The sequence below is a fragment of the Wolbachia endosymbiont of Rhagoletis indifferens genome (assembly GCF_048537595.1).
In the GTDB taxonomy this organism is placed as follows: Bacteria; Pseudomonadota; Alphaproteobacteria; order Rickettsiales; family Anaplasmataceae; genus Wolbachia.
The window spans coordinates 1030099-1046682 of the sequence record NZ_CP175923.1 but is presented as its reverse complement, the minus strand read 5'-3'; the positions used below and the strand labels follow the sequence as shown (position 1 = coordinate 1046682).

Annotated in this window: 12 protein-coding genes and 1 tRNA gene; 8 read left to right on the top strand and 5 right to left on the bottom strand. The window is 36.0% G+C overall.

Annotated features, from left to right (window positions below; genetic code table 11):
• Nucleotides 1-163: 163 nt before the first annotated feature.
• Together dapF and ACJZL1_RS05500 are read right to left on the bottom strand one after the other, a co-directional pair.
• Entirely contained in the window at nucleotides 164-952 is a 789-nt protein-coding gene (dapF, locus tag ACJZL1_RS05505) for a diaminopimelate epimerase (RefSeq protein ID WP_265026256.1), read from the bottom strand.
• Nucleotides 933-1520, bottom strand: coding sequence for a nitroreductase family protein (locus ACJZL1_RS05500; RefSeq protein WP_265026255.1), 588 nt, complete (start codon nucleotides 1518-1520; stop codon nucleotides 933-935). Before ACJZL1_RS05500 ends, dapF begins: the two co-directional genes overlap by 20 nt.
• A gap of 81 nt (nucleotides 1521-1601) precedes the next feature.
• Here ACJZL1_RS05500 and ACJZL1_RS05495 point away from each other — a divergent pair, with 81 nt between their 5' ends.
• Both ACJZL1_RS05495 and ACJZL1_RS05490 read left to right on the top strand, forming a co-directional pair.
• On the top strand, nucleotides 1602-2129 hold the full coding sequence (locus tag ACJZL1_RS05495; RefSeq protein WP_265026254.1) for a biotin transporter BioY: 528 nt from the start codon (nucleotides 1602-1604) through the stop codon (nucleotides 2127-2129).
• Nucleotides 2126-2536, top strand: coding sequence for a DUF1284 domain-containing protein (locus ACJZL1_RS05490; RefSeq protein WP_265026253.1), 411 nt, complete (start codon nucleotides 2126-2128; stop codon nucleotides 2534-2536). The genes ACJZL1_RS05495 and ACJZL1_RS05490 overlap by 4 nt, the downstream gene beginning before the upstream one ends.
• A 599-nt stretch (nucleotides 2537-3135) precedes the next feature.
• Here ACJZL1_RS05490 and ACJZL1_RS05485 read toward each other — a convergent pair.
• Nucleotides 3136-3324 carry a hypothetical protein gene (locus ACJZL1_RS05485; protein WP_265034466.1) on the bottom strand — a complete coding sequence of 63 codons (189 nt, stop codon included), beginning with the start codon at nucleotides 3322-3324 and terminating at the stop codon, nucleotides 3136-3138.
• 540 nt (nucleotides 3325-3864) lie between these two features.
• Between ACJZL1_RS05485 and ACJZL1_RS05480 the strand changes: the two genes are divergently transcribed.
• Nucleotides 3865-4740, top strand: coding sequence for a tetratricopeptide repeat protein (locus tag ACJZL1_RS05480; protein WP_419247130.1), 876 nt, complete (start codon nucleotides 3865-3867; stop codon nucleotides 4738-4740).
• A 379-nt stretch (nucleotides 4741-5119) separates the two neighbouring features.
• Here ACJZL1_RS05480 and ACJZL1_RS05475 read toward each other — a convergent pair whose 3' ends face one another.
• Nucleotides 5120-5443, bottom strand: a complete 324-nt coding sequence (locus ACJZL1_RS05475) for a GIY-YIG nuclease family protein (RefSeq protein WP_265026250.1) — start codon at nucleotides 5441-5443, stop codon at nucleotides 5120-5122.
• Nucleotides 5444-5636: 193 nt separating this feature from the next.
• Between ACJZL1_RS05475 and ACJZL1_RS05470 the strand changes: the two genes are divergently transcribed.
• The 3 genes from ACJZL1_RS05470 to petA all read left to right on the top strand — a co-directional run bounded on the left by ACJZL1_RS05470 (nucleotide 5637) and on the right by petA (nucleotide 9156).
• Nucleotides 5637-5709 (top strand) — tRNA-Val (locus tag ACJZL1_RS05470).
• Between the two features lie 52 nt (nucleotides 5710-5761).
• Entirely contained in the window at nucleotides 5762-8470 is a 2709-nt protein-coding gene (gene gyrA, locus ACJZL1_RS05465; protein WP_419247129.1) for a DNA gyrase subunit A, read from the top strand.
• Nucleotides 8471-8556: 86 nt separating this feature from the next.
• Nucleotides 8557-9156: a ubiquinol-cytochrome c reductase iron-sulfur subunit gene (petA, locus tag ACJZL1_RS05460; protein ID WP_341818393.1), complete on the top strand. Its 600-nt coding sequence runs from the start codon at nucleotides 8557-8559 to the stop codon at nucleotides 9154-9156.
• A gap of 9 nt (nucleotides 9157-9165) precedes the next feature.
• On the opposite strand, the gene priA is transcribed toward petA, so the two are convergent.
• Complete coding sequence (gene priA / locus ACJZL1_RS05455) at nucleotides 9166-11508, bottom strand: replication restart helicase PriA (protein WP_419247128.1); 2343 nt, start codon at nucleotides 11506-11508, stop codon at nucleotides 9166-9168.
• Nucleotides 11509-11585: 77 nt separating this feature from the next.
• Here priA and ACJZL1_RS05450 point away from each other — a divergent pair, with 77 nt between their 5' ends.
• Nucleotides 11586-13220: a hypothetical protein gene (locus tag ACJZL1_RS05450; protein WP_419247127.1), complete on the top strand. Its 1635-nt coding sequence runs from the start codon at nucleotides 11586-11588 to the stop codon at nucleotides 13218-13220.
• Between the two features lie 431 nt (nucleotides 13221-13651).
• Nucleotides 13652-16516: an ankyrin repeat domain-containing protein gene (locus tag ACJZL1_RS05445; protein ID WP_419247126.1), complete on the top strand. Its 2865-nt coding sequence runs from the start codon at nucleotides 13652-13654 to the stop codon at nucleotides 16514-16516.
• Nucleotides 16517-16584: the final 68 nt, after the last annotated feature.

Here is a 16584-nt window from a genome sequence, read left to right as displayed (position 1 = left end):
GACATAAGGTGCACATAGTGCAAAAAATTAAAAATAAGACGCCAACTACGTTGTTTTTTTGCTGTTTAATCTGCACAGATGAAGATAACTGAATACCTTCAGCATCATGATTAAGGGGGCTGGCGAAGTTTGTCAAGTGGTTTTTGCATTGTGAAAACAATTATCACAAAAATCCTATATCACCGGTCATGAATACGTTATTTGCCCATTCGATTAATAACTTACCTCCTGGTAAATCTACTGAAGTCTGTTGGGCAGCCAGATATCCACGTAGTGTGGATGCAACAAGTGCTGCACAGGCAGCACTACCGCACGATGCAGTAATGCCTGTACCTCTTTCCCAAACTCTTAAAGCTATTTCTCCAGACTTTTCAACTTGTGCAATACTAACATTAATTTTCTGAGGAAATAATGCGTGATTTTCTAGCTTTGGTCCTAAATTTCGCAATGGTATTTCACTTATGTTATCAACAAAAAAAACTATGTGAGGATTGCCAATATTTACTGCAACAGGATCTTTTAGCATTTCAAGCTCTATAGGTAAGTGAAGAGTGTCACACTCAGTAGACAAGGGAATTTCATGCCATTTTAGCAAAGGTTTACCCATGTTAACCTTTATGGATTTATCACCCACTTTAAAACACTCTAAAATGCGTTTGCTTGTTAGCTCAATAATGGAGTATTCAGCACCTTTTTCTGACATTAGCAAATATCCAACGCAACGTGCTGCATTTCCGCACATTTCAGCTTTGCTACCATCAGCATTATAGATATGCATAAAGCAATCGGCTAAACTGGAGTTTGTTATCACTATGACTTGATCGCAACCGTTTTGGTTAGCAATTTTTTTATAGTTCCAATTTAAATCATTTGCTGAACGTGAGTCTATGATAACAAAATTATTGCCAGTACCGTGCATTTTGATAAAATTTTCAGAATTTTGGCCACTCATCGTAGAAAAATATTTCTTCTACTGACCTTCTTTTTTTCTCTTTGATTTCAGCACCCTCTTCTTCGTAACCAACCGCTATCACTGACATTACGTTAAAGTCATTGGGTATATTGAACTCTTTCACTATTTTATCTCTATCAAATCCACCCATTTGATGGGCCATTAAGTTCATAGCTGCAGCTTGTAACATAAGTCCATAATTCGCTGCACCAGTGTCGTGATTAGCCCAAAGATTTTCTCCTTTACCAGATTTGCGGAAATTTTTAGCACTGAAAGATATGATTAACACTTGTGCATCTTTTGCCCATTTTTGATTAGATTCATCAAGACAATTTAGCAGCTTTTCCCATGCGCTTTGATTGTTCTGTTTGTTGCATATCACATATCTCCAAGGTTCATCACCAAAACATGAGGGAGTCAGCCTTACAGCTTCCATTAAAATATCCATGTCTTCCTGAGATATTGCTCTTGTAGGATCGTATGAACGTCCGCTGTGTCTTGCTTTCATCAACGATAATAGATCTTGTTTACTTATCATTTTTAATTTAATAGTGCATAAATAATTCATTGTAGCACAATATAAGCAAAATTTAAATTGCAAAACCTCTTATATATATTACATTTTATAAGTTATTTTTATTGGGAAGGTATGTTTATAACACAATCTAGCAGTAGATCAACACTGGCTGAAATATTGTCTTGCGTTTTACTTTTATTCTTGATGGCTCAAATAAGCATACCATTGCAGCCTGTGCCTATCACATTGCAAACTTTAGGAGTAATGCTTATTGGGCTTAAATTTAACCGCAGAACAGCATTCTATTCTGTGCTTACATATCTATCACTTGGTGCAGCAGGATTGCCTGTTCTTGCGAATTTTTCTGGTGGTTATCACATTTTTCTCAGACCAACAGGTGGATATTTAATTGGCTGTTTAGCTGCTGTCATAGTGATGGGCGAAGTAAATGAACTCTTAAGCCTTAAATGTGAATTACTCGCGCGCAATTCTTTTAGTTGTATAGTTGGCACAGCTATGATTTTTATATGTGGTACCAGTTGGCTTGCTGTTTACTTGGGTCTGGAACAAGCAATAATGGTGGGTGTTTTACCATTTATCCTTCCTGGTTTGGTAAAAATTTTTCTACTTGTAGCAGCTTTGCAATATTTGAAAAAATGATAAAATTTCGCCCTCATCATTTTATGTGCACCCTCGCGTTTCGGGGATATGGGTATTCTCAGGGTTTTGTAGAAAATTATAAAAAGATAGCAAGCAAAGTAATTAGTGATCCTAACACTCAAATCGAAGTAGTTGGTAACCTTGATAGTATCTGTAGTGCTTGTCCAAATCAGACTAAACAAGGTGAATGCACCACACAAGCTAAAGTTTTACAGCTAGATAGAAGGCATATGGAAATTTTAGGAATAAAAATTGGCGAGGCTTTAACTTGGAATGAGGCAGTAAAAAAGATTAGAGAGAAAATGTCTTTAAAGAAATTTGATTACGCATGTGAAGGGTGCAACTGGCAGCCATATGGAATATGTAAAGATGCCCTTTTAAATTGTCATTCCTACAAAGGTAGTTGACAAAATGTTAAGATAAATTGAAGCATTTTTGTGGAAATAGACTTCTTGCATCACCTCCCAAACCACAATTGTCATTCAGTAGAAACGAAAAAACTTCCTTGACAAGCCTTGCCAGCCCTCTTATCATGAAACTGAAGCTATTGTATTTGCTTTCGCCAATCTGCAGATTAAAAGGTAAGGATTACTTAATGTATCGGCGTCTTATGTTCAATTTTTTGCAGTATATAGATACTGTATGTCTTTACAAAACTTCATCTACATCTAGATTTTTATCTAAATAAGCTGAACGCGCTTATAAAGCGTTACAAGACATCAAAAAATGCCAATACTCGACAGAGATAGTAAAGGACTAGCTAACTCGGGGATTCTTTGTCTTTTTTTCTGCTTAGTAAATTTCTTAAACATTTGCAGCGTAGGTTAGTTGCAATTAAAAGCGGCTGAATCTCGCTTGTCAAGCGTTTAAAACATAAAAAACGCCAATATTTTAAAGCGGATAATAACCCCAGGGCTTCTTTTGCCTTTTTTTTTATTTGGTAAATTTCTTAATGTTTATAGCTAAAAGAGCCCAAGAGAGGTGTCATTCCAGTGCCCCTGTGATGTCATTCCAGTGCTTGACACTGGAATCCAGTTTTCCATATAATCTCATCGAAAACGTTGTAACCACTTTCTATGCTAGTTTGCTTGTAAACAAGCAAACTTTCCTGGATCCCAGTGTCTGGGCACTGGGATGACACCATTCTTTTTCCTGGATTCCAAACTGGGATGACAGCTAGCCTGACAATCGTCATTCCGCTACGTGTTAGCGGGATCTAGAGATACCGCGGCGGTATGACGGTTTGTGGTGGAATGACGATAAGCTCGTCATCCCGCTGCTTGTTAGCGGGATCTAGAGATACCGCGGCGGTATGACGGTTCGTGGCGGTATGACGTCTCGCTTGGGCTAACCCAGTGTTGACGCTTATAGCCTTGTCATTCCAGTCTGGAATCTAGATGCAGCCACTTATTTAAAGTTAAGTTTTCTGGATCCAAGTAGTCAGCTACTTAGATAACAGGAAGAAGGTGCTGGGATGACAGGAGAAGAAGGCTACTTAGATGGCAGGGAGGGGCTACTTGAATGACGGTTCTTATCATCGGTAAACTTAGAGCTATATTAACTATTTGCCTTTTTTCTACTTAAGTTTGGGTTATGCAAGAAGTCTAATAAAGCAAAATATAGAAGACAAAAGATAAGTGCGTTCTAAAAGGCAACACAGCATGTTCGTCCCGCTAATTAATAATATCTTTATTATTGTATGAGATAGGTAATTTAGCATTTATAAATTTGTAATGTGTTGCGCATAGCTCAAAAAAATAAGGTTTACTGGTTACACGCTGCAGCCAATGCCACAACACTAGGATCTATGTTTGTCTGCATGTTAATTTGCATTGTGATTTTATGTAGGTCTTCTGTTACCTATGCTAGTGAAAATTTGGAGATACAGAAGGCCTTTGATAGTGTTGTCAAGCATATAAAAGCTGATAAAAAATATAAAGATCTTGATGTTATTGAGAGAAAAAGTGATAAATTTAATATCAAAATTGCGCAGAATTCTGGCAAGAGTTTTGACATATACTCTACTTTAAAAAAAGCAAAAGATTCTTTTGAGTTAGGAGATAATGAGACAGCTATTTCTCTCCTTAATCAGATTATCGCAAAGTTTCCTTATCATAAAAATGCTTTAATTGGATTGGGGAACATTTATTACGTTAATAAAGAATACAAAAAAGCTGTAGAGATTTACACAAGACTGTTAAAAGAACACCCTAGTAACCCTTACATATTAAAAAATTTTCTGACGATAATCTCACAATATGATCCTGATCTGGCGTTGAGTGAAATGTTAAAATTGTATGATATACATAAAAATTATGCTCCTTTATTAGCAAATTTAGGTCTGATTTATATGAAAAAGGAGGATTATGTAAAAGGTAAGGAGTATATGACAACTGCTATTTCCCTTGATGAAAACAATATTTTTTATACCTATAATTTAGCTGTTATTCTAGATAAACTTTCAGATTTTAAAAATGCTACAATATTCTACTTAAAGTTGTTGAACATGGCTACAACTTCGAAAGATGTGAGTGAAAAAATACCTTTATACAAAGTGACAGCAAGACTAAAATTTATAAAACTCCACAGTATGCACCCAAAGATTTCATAAAAGCTTATAGCTTACCTAAATCTAATTTATCGTATCTGTTCAGGGGAGTGGCTAATGTGCAAATATTGAAGCAAAGTGCGTGACGCACAGCTGTACGAACATTTGTTTGCAAAGGTAATTTGCACAACAAATGCATAACTGTACGAACATTGTGATTTTGGCCCATCAGGAGGGTGTCATCCCAGTGCTTGACACTGGGATCCAGGAATTTTAATTGTAAGTAAGCATACTGAGTTGATAAGTATAAAAGTAGCTAGAAAATAAACATTTTTGATGAGATTATATGGAAAACTGGATTCCAGACTGGAATGACAAGAAGAGGGTACTTGGATAAGAGGCATTGCCCTTCTGGTAGGCCCAAATCACAATGTTCGTACAGTTATGCAACAAATGGTGTCATTCCAGTCTGGAATCCAGATACGATTTCATCATATAAATCTTTCCATTCTTGATTTGTTTTTTCAATTAAGTTTATTTTCCATTTTCTCTGCCAGCTTTTTAGAAGCTTTTCTTTACTAATTGCTAAATTTATGTCTTGAAACTCCTCAGAGTAGACTAATTTACTAACATTGTACTTTGACGTGAAACCGGAAATGGCTTTGCTTTTATGCTCCCAAATTCGTTTAATTAAATTTGATGTTATACCTATATACAGGGTTCCATTTCGTTCACTTGCAAGTATATAGACATAATAACTTTTCATATATAGTAACCTGGATCCCAGTGTCTGGGCACTGGGATGACACCATTTATTGTAAGGACTTACCTCACATTTACCCTATGATTATCTTTTTAGATCACCTTGTCTACCTATTTTGCCACTCTGCTGAACGGATACAATTTATCGCTATTTTTGTTTACAATAATAATATTGAACTATAGAATTACATCTAAAGGGGCAATTAGCTCAGCTGGTAGAGCATCTCGTTTACACCGAGGAGGTCGGCAGTTCAAGTCTGTCATTGCCCATTTGCTTAACTAAATGTTAGTATTATTAATTACTTCGATCAAAGTATAGAAAATGCAGGATAATATAGTACCAATCTCAATAGTAAAAGAGCTGGAAGATTCTTATCTCTCCTACGCAATGAGCGTTATCATAAGCCGGGCTATACCTGACGTGCGAGATGGATTTAAACCTGTTCATAGGCGCATATTATATGCAATGTCGAGAGCTGGATTCGATGCCGGTAAGCCATATAAAAAAGCAGCTCGTATAGTAGGGGATGTAATGGGGAAATATCACCCACATGGTGATGCAGCTATTTACGATTCCTTGGTTAGAATGGCTCAAGATTTCTCTCTTCTTTTACCACTTATTGATGGGCAAGGTAACTTTGGTTCAATAGACGGAGATCCACCAGCTTCAATGCGATACACAGAAGCAAGGCTTCAGAAGGTGTCACACTTTTTACTAAATGATATTGACGAAGATACTGTTAATTTTAGGCCAAACTACGATGGAAATGAAACAGAGCCTGTTGTGCTGCCTGCAGAGTTTCCGAATCTACTGGTAAACGGTGCAAGTGGTGTTGCAGTTGGTATGGCAACCAATATTCCTTCTCATAATCTTGGAGAAATAATAGATGCTTGTATATTATATGTAGATAATCCTGAAGTTACTTTGGATGAGTTACTTGAAGTGATGCCAGGGCCGGATTTCCCAACTGGGGGAACGATTCTTGGAAGGTCTGGAATAAGATCAGCATTTGCAACGGGTCGTGGATCAATTGTTGTGCAAGGCAAGACTCACATGGAAGACCTGCCACAAGATAGGCAAGCAATAGTGATTGATGAAATACCTTACCAGGTAAATAAAGTAAAATTAATTGAGAAGATAGGTGAACTTGTAAAAGAAAAAAGAATTGATGGCATAACAGAAATTAGGGATGAGTCCGATAAGTCTGGTATTAGAGTAGTAATTGACCTCAGAAGAAATGCTGAAGCAAGTTTTATACTTAATCAAATATTGGGACTAACTCCACTAAAAAGTAGTTTTAGTGTTAACACTTTAGTCCTCAACAACAACAAGCCTGCTTTGATGTCATTAAAAGAAATCATAGCTGCTTTTGTTGATTTTAGAAAAGAAGTATTAATCAGGAGAACAGAATTTCGTCTAAGAAAAACGAGAGAAAAAGCTCATATATATATAGGGCTCTACATTGCGGTCCTCAGCATAGATGAAGTGATAAAAATCATCCGCGGTGCAAAAGATCCTGCGGAAGCAAGTAGAGAACTTTTAAATAAAGAATGGAAAACTTCGAATGAAATCAACACTATTATTGAGTTGATTTCAGATAGCGCAAGCTTTTTGAAAGATGGAGTGTATAGATTAACTGAGCTACAAATTAAGGCTATCCTTGATATGAAACTGCAGCGTTTAACAGGCCTTGAAAAAGACAAATTAGAAGCTGAGCTAAGTTCAATGATCAACCTGATAAAAGAATATATCGCTTTTCTTGGCTCAGAAGAGAAGTTGATGAAGGAAATAAAAAACAATTTACAAGAAATAAAGAACAGATTTGCTGTGCCGCGAAAAACTTCAATAGAGGAATCAGATACGGACATTGAAGCTGAAGATCTAATTCCACAAGAGGATATGGTGATAACTGTAACTATGAATGGTTATATCAAGCGTGTGAAGCTTTCTCACTACAAAACTCAGCATCGTGGTGGAAAAGGAAAGCTAGGACAGGGGTTAAAAGAAGAGGATGTGATCACAAAATTATTTGTTGAAAATACCCACACTAGCCTTTTATTCTTTTCTAATATTGGCCGAGTTTATAGATTAAAGGTTTATAAGTTGCCTCTTGCAGAACCAACTGCACGTGGAAGAGCGCTTGTTAACATATTTCCGCTTAGCAATGGTGAAACTATAACTAATATAATGCCGTTGCCAAGTGAAAATGACGAAAATCAAAACATAGTTTTTGCTACTGCCTATGGAAACATAAGGCGTAACTCTTTAGCGGACTTTCACTATATTCCAAGCAATGGAAAAATAGCAATAAAGCTCGATGAAGGAGACAAATTAATATCGGTTAAAGTATGCAATGAAATTGATCATGTTTTACTTTCAACAACGCTTGGAAAAAGTATCAGATTTGTTGTAAGTGATGTGCGTCAATTTAAGAGTCGCAATTCAGATGGCGTAAGAGGTATCAAACTTGTAAAGAATGACAGCGTGATATCCATGACCATATTAAATGGGATAGGTGTAGCAACAGAAACAAAAGAACTTTACTTAAAAGTTCCACTTGCAAAAAGACTGGGGACTGCAATTAATAACTCCATTGATTCTAAATTGGAAAAGACTTCGAATGATTTAGGAATAGATAACGAATTATTCTTAAAACTTGCAGTGAATGAGGAGTTTATATTAACTATTACCGAAAATGGCTTTGGTAAAAGAACTTCTGCATATGAGTACAGAATAACTAACAGGGGTGGTGTTGGTATCACCAATATTCTTACTACCAACAGAAACGGTAATGTTGTTGCTAGTTTTCCGGTTGAGCAGGGTGATAATATAATGCTTATTACAGATAAAGGAAAGTTAATTCGCATTTCGGTCAATGAGATTAGAATTGCAGGACGCAGCACTCAAGGAGTCACTCTGTTTAAAACAGAGAGTAGAGAAAAAGTGGTGTCAGTAGCGAAAATTGAAGATCCTGATTCCACTGAAGATAGTATTTTTGAAGTTGAAAACTCTATCTCTTCTCAACCGTAGTACAGGTTAAACAAAAAGCGCAAGTTTTTGTTGATTAATACGCAGTATTTAAATTAAAATATATACTTATGGCTAAGTAAAGATCAATGGACAAAAAATTAACTAAAAATAAAAAACCACTGGTAGACAAAGAGGATAAAAAAACACCTCCTGTTAAAGATCTTACTAAAAATAAGGGTAGGAGAGATTTTATAACATTAACTACATGCGCTATGGCGGGTATAGGAGCTGCAAGTGGACTTTGGCCACTGGTTAAGTCTATGAATCCTTCTGCTGAAGTTCTAGCAACTTCCACAGTGGAGGTGAATTTGTCTGGAATTCAGGAAGGACACGGAGTAAAAGTAAAGTGGCAAGGTAAACCAGTATTCATTCGTAGACGCACAAAGCAAGAAATTGAGGTTGCAAGAGCTGTGAATGTGAAGAACTTGAGGGATCCTCAGTCAGACGAGCAAAGAGTATGCGAAGGAAAAGATGAATGGTTAATCATGATCGGAATATGTACACATCTTGGGTGTGTACCGGTTGACCATGCTACAAGAGATGGTAATGGTTGGTTCTGTCCTTGCCACGGTTCATATTATGATACATCAGGCCGAGTAATTGGGGGGCCCGCACCAAAAAATATGACTGTACCTGATTATTTTTTTCCCAGTGAGAATGTTGTGGTAATTGGCAAGAAGGCTTAACGGAACTCGTTAAAAAAAACTCACAGGATCAACATCTATTATCACTGCAATACTCGAATTCAAGTTACAATTTTTAATCCAACATTTCAGCTTTTTTTGTATGGATAGACTGTGCTTATTGTGTATTTTTAATAATACCCTATACCGATACTTATTATTTAAAAAATTTATCGCTGCTGGTGATGGGCCAAGAATTTCAAATTCCTTTTTGTCTGCACCTACATTTTCTTCCTGGATACAAGTAGTTGAGCTACTTGGATGACGGAGAAGAGATTTTACTATTTCATTCGCTGCTTTTTGTGTCGCAATCTGATTCTTACCACAAATTATAAGCGCTATTAATCTGCTAAATGGTGGCATTTTGGCTTCACGTCTTGACTTAAGTTCAATTTCATAAAATGAGTCCCTTTTTTGATGCAGCAATGCTTTTATTATTGAACTTTCAGGATTATTGGTTTGCACTATTACCATTCCTTTTTCATTAAACCTTCCTGATCTGCCTGCAACTTGGTGCAACAATTGATACGTCTTTTCCGCTGCTCTTAAATCAGAATTTTCGAGACTCAAATCTGCATTTATTACTCCAACCAAAGTTAATTTGGGAAAATTGTGCCCCTTAGCAATTATTTGTGTGCCGATTATAATGTTCACCTCTTCTTTCAGTACCAAGTCAATTACGTTACTAACCGACTTCTGATCGCTGCTTATCATCGCAGTTTTTGCGTTTGGTATTAATTTCACCATTTCTTCAAGCAACCTTTCAATTCCTACGCCATAAAGGGACAATGACTGTTCACCTTGGCAATTAGAACATTTTTCTGGAAGTTTCAATTGATAAGAGCAATGATGGCACAAAAGAGCATTTTTTTTCTTGTGATATGTAAGCCAAACAGCACAATTTAAGCAGGAAATTTTATATCCACACTTTTTACAAACTGCCAGTTGTGCATACCCTCTGCGGTTTAGAAAAAGCATAACCTGCTGTTTTTTCTCTATGGTTTGTTTGATGCTTTCAAAAAGCTCATCGGAGATCCATTGCTTGTTGCTTCTCATATCCACTACTTTAATGAGTGGCAATTCTGCACCACCGAATCGCTTAGTTAGCTTTACATGATTGTAATTCCCGCTTTTAACATGATGAATTGTTTCAAGCAGTGGAGTAGCTGATGATAAAATAATCGGAATATTTTCAAATTTGGCTAAGATTATCGCCATATCTCGAGCATTATATATAATTCCCTGTTCTTGTTTAAAAGATGAGTCGTGCTCTTCATCAACGATAATCAATTTTAGGTTTTTATAAGGCAAAAAAAGTGCTGATCGTGCACCAATAATTATCTGCGCATTTCCACTTGCTATATTGAGCCAATTATTCCGGCGAGTTTTTGGAGTGAGTCCTGAGTGCCATTCAACTAAGTTTTTTGATATCTGACCGCGAACACGATTTACCAATTGTGAAGTTAAAACAATTTCAGGTAGGAGGATTAAAACTTGTGCATTACCTTCTCCTGATGTCATTTCAACACGTTCTGGTGTCATACTAGTACGTGGCAAAGACGGTATGCTAAATGTTACAGTGGGTTTTGCCTTGAGTACAAAGGTGTCATTCCAGTGCTTGACACTGGAATCCAGGAATTTTGATTGTAAATTAGGTATTGGTCTTAAGTTAAAATAAACATTTGTAATGAGGTTATATGAAAAACTGGATCCCAGTGTCTGGGCACTGGGATGACACCCTCTTGGTGGACCTAAATCACAATGTTCGTACAGTTGTGTCTCTGGGCACTGGGATGGTAAAGTTTGAGCAGCATTTGGAACGGCAGTGTAATTCTTAATCAATTGTGCAATCACAGAGAGATAAACTTCCGTTTTTCCAGATCCTGTCTCACCGTCAAGCAAAGTCACTGAATATTCGTTCAAATTGCTTATTATTTCATCACTAGCTACCTGCTGTTCAGGGCTTAATTGGCAACTTATTTCACTTATTTCCTGCTTCTGCTTAGCACAAATCAATTTGTCTATTTGGTTTACTTTTAGCACTCCTCCCATTATCACTTTGGCAAGCATACCAATAGGTATTAAGTTATACTGCGCAACCCACTCTGCAAATGCGATCAATTTTGGTCTAATATTTGGTAAATCGATTTTTTGCTCAATAAATTTTAATTCTCGGTTACTTTTATCACTGTATTTCCAAACTATTCCGATTAAGCGTTTTTTGCCAAATGGCACCACTACGTAATCTCCAAGTAAAATCTCAGTATTTTCCTCAATTGCATATGAAAATAACTGATCAATTGGAAGTGGTAGTAATACGTCAACTGTTCTTGCCATAGTGATTGAGTTTAGCATTGTTTTAAGGATTTGTTTGCTTGATTTTTGTGGGTTAAACTGGTATTATGTAAGTTTATTTGGCTAGGATGGTAAATATGCAAGAGGCTCATATACAGAAACTAATAGAATTTTCTGAACTTCATAAGAACTTTATGCAGAACAGAAGACCAAGCGAGTCGGGAAAACAATTGTTTGAGATAAGTGAGGAATTTAAAAGGGAACACCCTGAAGTTAGATTGAATGCACGCAGTAATGTGATTGATAAGAGAACTTTTGCTTCACACGGTACCAATGCTTGGGCACTTTTTTCAGCATTTGCTTTTACAAATGGCCAATTACTACCAAAAAATGAAATGAAAGTAAGGGGAATACCTGTTGTTGCAGGCGAATTGATATATGAGAAAAATAGATATGGTCCAGGTTCCCATTATCCAAACACAGTGAGCCAAAATAGTGTGTCAACAGTTGGGCTTAATAATGAAAGCTCGCATTTGTTTAACACATTTCGCTACGCAGAAATGGTAACGCAGAAACACAGTTATAGCTATAATAATTTTTGTGAAAAATACCTTAAAAAATATCATAAACAAAGTGTAGACAAAAGTGTTATGGAAAAAGCTAATAAGCTTTTGAAAGATGATGGATCTATGGAAGAAGCATATGATAGATTATCTACTATTCCAATAGTAGTTTTAGGAGATGGAATTGGAGGAGTATTTATAGGTGGAGGTAGGTATGGAATTCCTAACGAATACTTATGTGAAAGATTTAACATTAGAGTTATTATAGTGGCTGAAGAAGATAAAGAGTATATCAGAAATTTGATTAATAAAATCAATCCAAAAATAGCTGAAGGTATAATGTACCTAGCTATCAAAGAGGTTATGGAGCTTGAAGGTGAGCGTATTAAAACAGCCCCTAATAAGTTCTGCATGCGAGAGATCTTTCTAGGTGGAAAGCACATCTCTGTTCCATTTGATTTTAAAGATAGCTTTGTGAGTGATTTCGAAAGGGAACTTAAAGGTAAATTAACTTTTAGTTTTTCTGATCAGTTTAATGTGTGTACAATAGAAAAGAAAAGATTAGTAAAAGAGACGATAAAAGGTAAACCTAAAGTATCCACTGCTACTATAACTTACTATCAAAATCCAGATCTAACTTCAGAAACAATAATTGATGATGTAGATTACAGTGTAGTGTTTACCGAATCATTTCAATCAAAAGTGGGTAGCAATGTGGCTATTAACTGTGATAATGAGCAAATTTTAGAACAACCGACTGCAAGCAATGTCACTACACAACCATTTACCCCAACTTCTGCACAACAGAAGCAACCAGTAAATGGTGGCCTACAAACGGTTACAGGCAGTGCAGTTCCATTGCAGCAAACACCTGTCAGTAATGGAACTAATAATAATCTACAGCCAAAAAAGCAAGATAATCAGCCACCTATAGTAGGCAATCCAAAACGTAATTCTCCACAAAAACAGCCTTCAGGAATTTCTTCGAGAGGATGGACAATAGGCTTAGCATTATTATTTGGTGCTGTAGGAGCCACACTAGCTGCAATAGGAATTATACCTGAGATTGTTGCTATTGGAGTAGTTGCAACTGCTGTATTATTAGGAATTGCAGGTGCAGCATTAGGTGGTATAGTAGGGTATCTTACAGACATAACAGTAAACAAATGTTGTAATAGTGGAGCTGTTAGCTGCATAACTAACAACTAATGTCGTTCGAATAGCCAATCTAAACATGTTTTTTCTGGGTTCTAGTATTGTGTGCACAACTGCATGAACATTGCGATTTGAGAGCAACTTTCACTAGGAAGGGTGTCATAGGCACTGGCATCCAGGTTGTGAGCAAGCAAACTGATTTGGTGAGCGTAAAAAGTAGCTAATCTGTACTAAATAAATGTCTTTGATGAGGTTGCATAGAAAGCTGGATTCCAGCGTCACGCGCTGGAATGACACCATTTGCTGTGTGAATTACCTTAACAAAAGCAAATGTTCATACAGTTGTACATTATGCACTGAAATGACAGATTGCAATTACCTTACCTAGGTGCACAAAAAAATCTTAACATTTAACACATTTTTCATAGTACAGACCGTATGATTGATAAATATTAAAATAATTAATACAATATTTGGAGCTACCAATGGTCAACGATAAGATTACTTTGAACTTTGAGATAGAAAAAGGCGAACCTATAGATCGATACTACTTTTCTGCACGTATAAAGCTTACAGATGAAAGCAAAAATTTTTTGCGCGAGAAGCTTGGCAGTACAATTCAATTCGATAATCTAGATGATCACTTCAATCTTAACCATGAGAATTTTTATATCTACTACAATAAATATAGTGAGCACAATGGTAGAAGCGAGCTATACGTTAGGGATGATAACGGTAGATATTTAACTTCCAATCTTCCACTTAATCACTATGGATTCTCAATGGAACTATCATCTGATGGGGCGTCAATAGCAGATTATGGTTTTTATCCTCTGTATGCAATCTATAACCCAAATCACTATGATAAAGCAAAGGAAAAAGTATTTGATGATCACGGTGAATTGTCACCAATTGCATCAAATGTGTTAGATAATTTTTTAAGCAACACAAATAGCTTAACCACACAAGAGATGTTTTTACAGTTGCAAAATAAAGCTACTGAAAAAGAGGAGAAATTGATAAGAGAGAAAAGACAAGCAGAGGAAGAATTAGATCAAAAGAATGAGGAATTAAAGGAGTTCATAGAAAAAGGTGAAATTACCTTGTTTAAAGTGGTAAAAGGTAATGACGTAGGTAACGGGCGTTCAGCAGTAGTTTTACAGTTTACTGCAGAAGGTAAGGGGACAAATGAAATTACCCTTGATTCCGAAAAATTCTATATAGCAGATTATGAAGATAGTGAATTCTTGCATTGTGTTAGTTCTGATTATGACATGCTACTTGATTATGAAAATTTATTCTTTGTGCTCAATAAAAGCTTCTACTCAGACTTCGAAAGTGGGTTTTATTCAGCAGACAGCACTGATCCCTATAATTACGCTAAATATTCAAAAGAACCATATTTGAGTGGTGATCAGCTATCTGAAAAATTATCTAATGAGTTGGAGGAAGATAGTAATCAGATAGGTACTGAATTTACAATTGATGATGAACAAATAGACGAAGAAGTTGTGGTAGGAAATGAAATTAAATCTAGGAAGAAAAGGGTAGTTGATGAGGATAGTAAGAAAAACGTTATAGAAGATGTAAATAAGGCAGATGAAAACGGTGCAACACTTTTGCACTCTGCTGCTTCATTGGGAGATTTAAGTAAGATAGTAACGCTTATAGAACACAATGCGTATATTGATGCAAGAGACCATAACGGACAAACGCCACTACATTATGCTATTCAGTCAGGAAATACGGAAGTAGCAAAATACCTTATTGATAATGGTGCGAACCTTAATATTCAGGACAATTATTATCAGAAAACTAATACTCAATATGTTTATTACAAAACACCTTTACACTATGCTGTTGAATCTGGAGATACAGAGATAGCTAAATACTTAGTAGATCATGGTGCAAATCCTAATATTCAGGATGCTTATTCCAGAACGCCACTACAAAGTGCTATTTATTCAGATAATACAGAAATAGTGGAATATCTGTTAGATCATAATGCAGATCCTAATAGTAAAGGTTATACTCCTCTATTGTTTACTGCTGTTAAGCTAGGACATACAGAAATAGTTAAGAATTTAGTTGAACATGGTGCAGATCTTAATGTCAAAAACACCTCTGCTCAAACACTACTACATTATGCTATTGAACTAAAACATACAGAGATAGCTAAATACTTAATAGATCACAATGTAGACATTAATACTCGTGATATTAGCTCTGGCAAACCTCCACTACATTTTGCCATGAGCATAAAAAATACAGAGGTAGCAAATTACCTAATAGAGCATGGTGCAGATGTTAATGTTAAAGATAGTTACGGTTTAGCACCTTTACACTTTGCTGTTAATTTAGGAAATCAAGAGATATTAGAATATTTAATAAAGAATAATGCAAATATTGATGTTCGAGATAGTGAAGGCTGGACACCACTTATTCATGCAGTAAGGCATGGGCAATTGGACAAAGTAAAGTACCTGATAAAGAATGGAGCTGATGTTGATATTCATGGTAATGAAGGATGGACGCTATTTGAGCATGCTGAACAATGGATAGATGATAGAAGAATATTAAAGGATGTAATCAATAGTGATAGAAAATATGCAGATGCTGCAAGTTGGGAAAAGACTGGAAAAGATATGCTTGATTACCTTAAGGGAGTCACAAAAAATACTATACAGGAAGAAGAATCTAACTATATAGATCAAATGCAAGCGGATGATAGCAGCAGTTATGTTGAAGATCAACCAGCTTTGCAAAGCAATCGTGACGGTTATGCTGACATGGAAAAAGCCCTGCAGGAGAAATTGCATGGAGATGAAATACGCAAGCAAAGTAATGAGAAAGCTCAAAAAGATATGGAAACAAGAAAAGTCACTGTGGAAACTGAAAGTAGCAATAATAAAATTGAAAAACAAGCAAAACCGATAGAAGACGAACAAGAAACTGTTATGGCAAGTGTGATAGAAAATATGGATAAAAATTCTGATATTGAAGCAGAAATTTCTAACAGTGTTGCAAATTCACAATATCCCTTAAAAATAAGGACAGGAAGTCCTCTTGAAGTGGGAAAGTATAAGGTGGAGCTGCAAGTGACATATGATGATATAAAGAATTTTTATGATACCGTACGTGGCAAGTACCATGACGGCAGTGGATATAACCGTGAGCAAGTAATGGTTTTATATAATGGAATTGTTAGGCCAGCTCATAATCATCATTACGAGCTGTTTACTCTTGATGAAGCACATGTTGCTAATGATCACCTATTTATCAAGGGTCAGGATTTTGGAACTCTACATGATTTCAATGAGATGTTCTATAAAAGTGATGAATTGATTTGATCAATATTAGCGCAATAAATTAATTTTAGTGAGATTTTTATTAAAATATTAATTGTCCAATGGTGTAA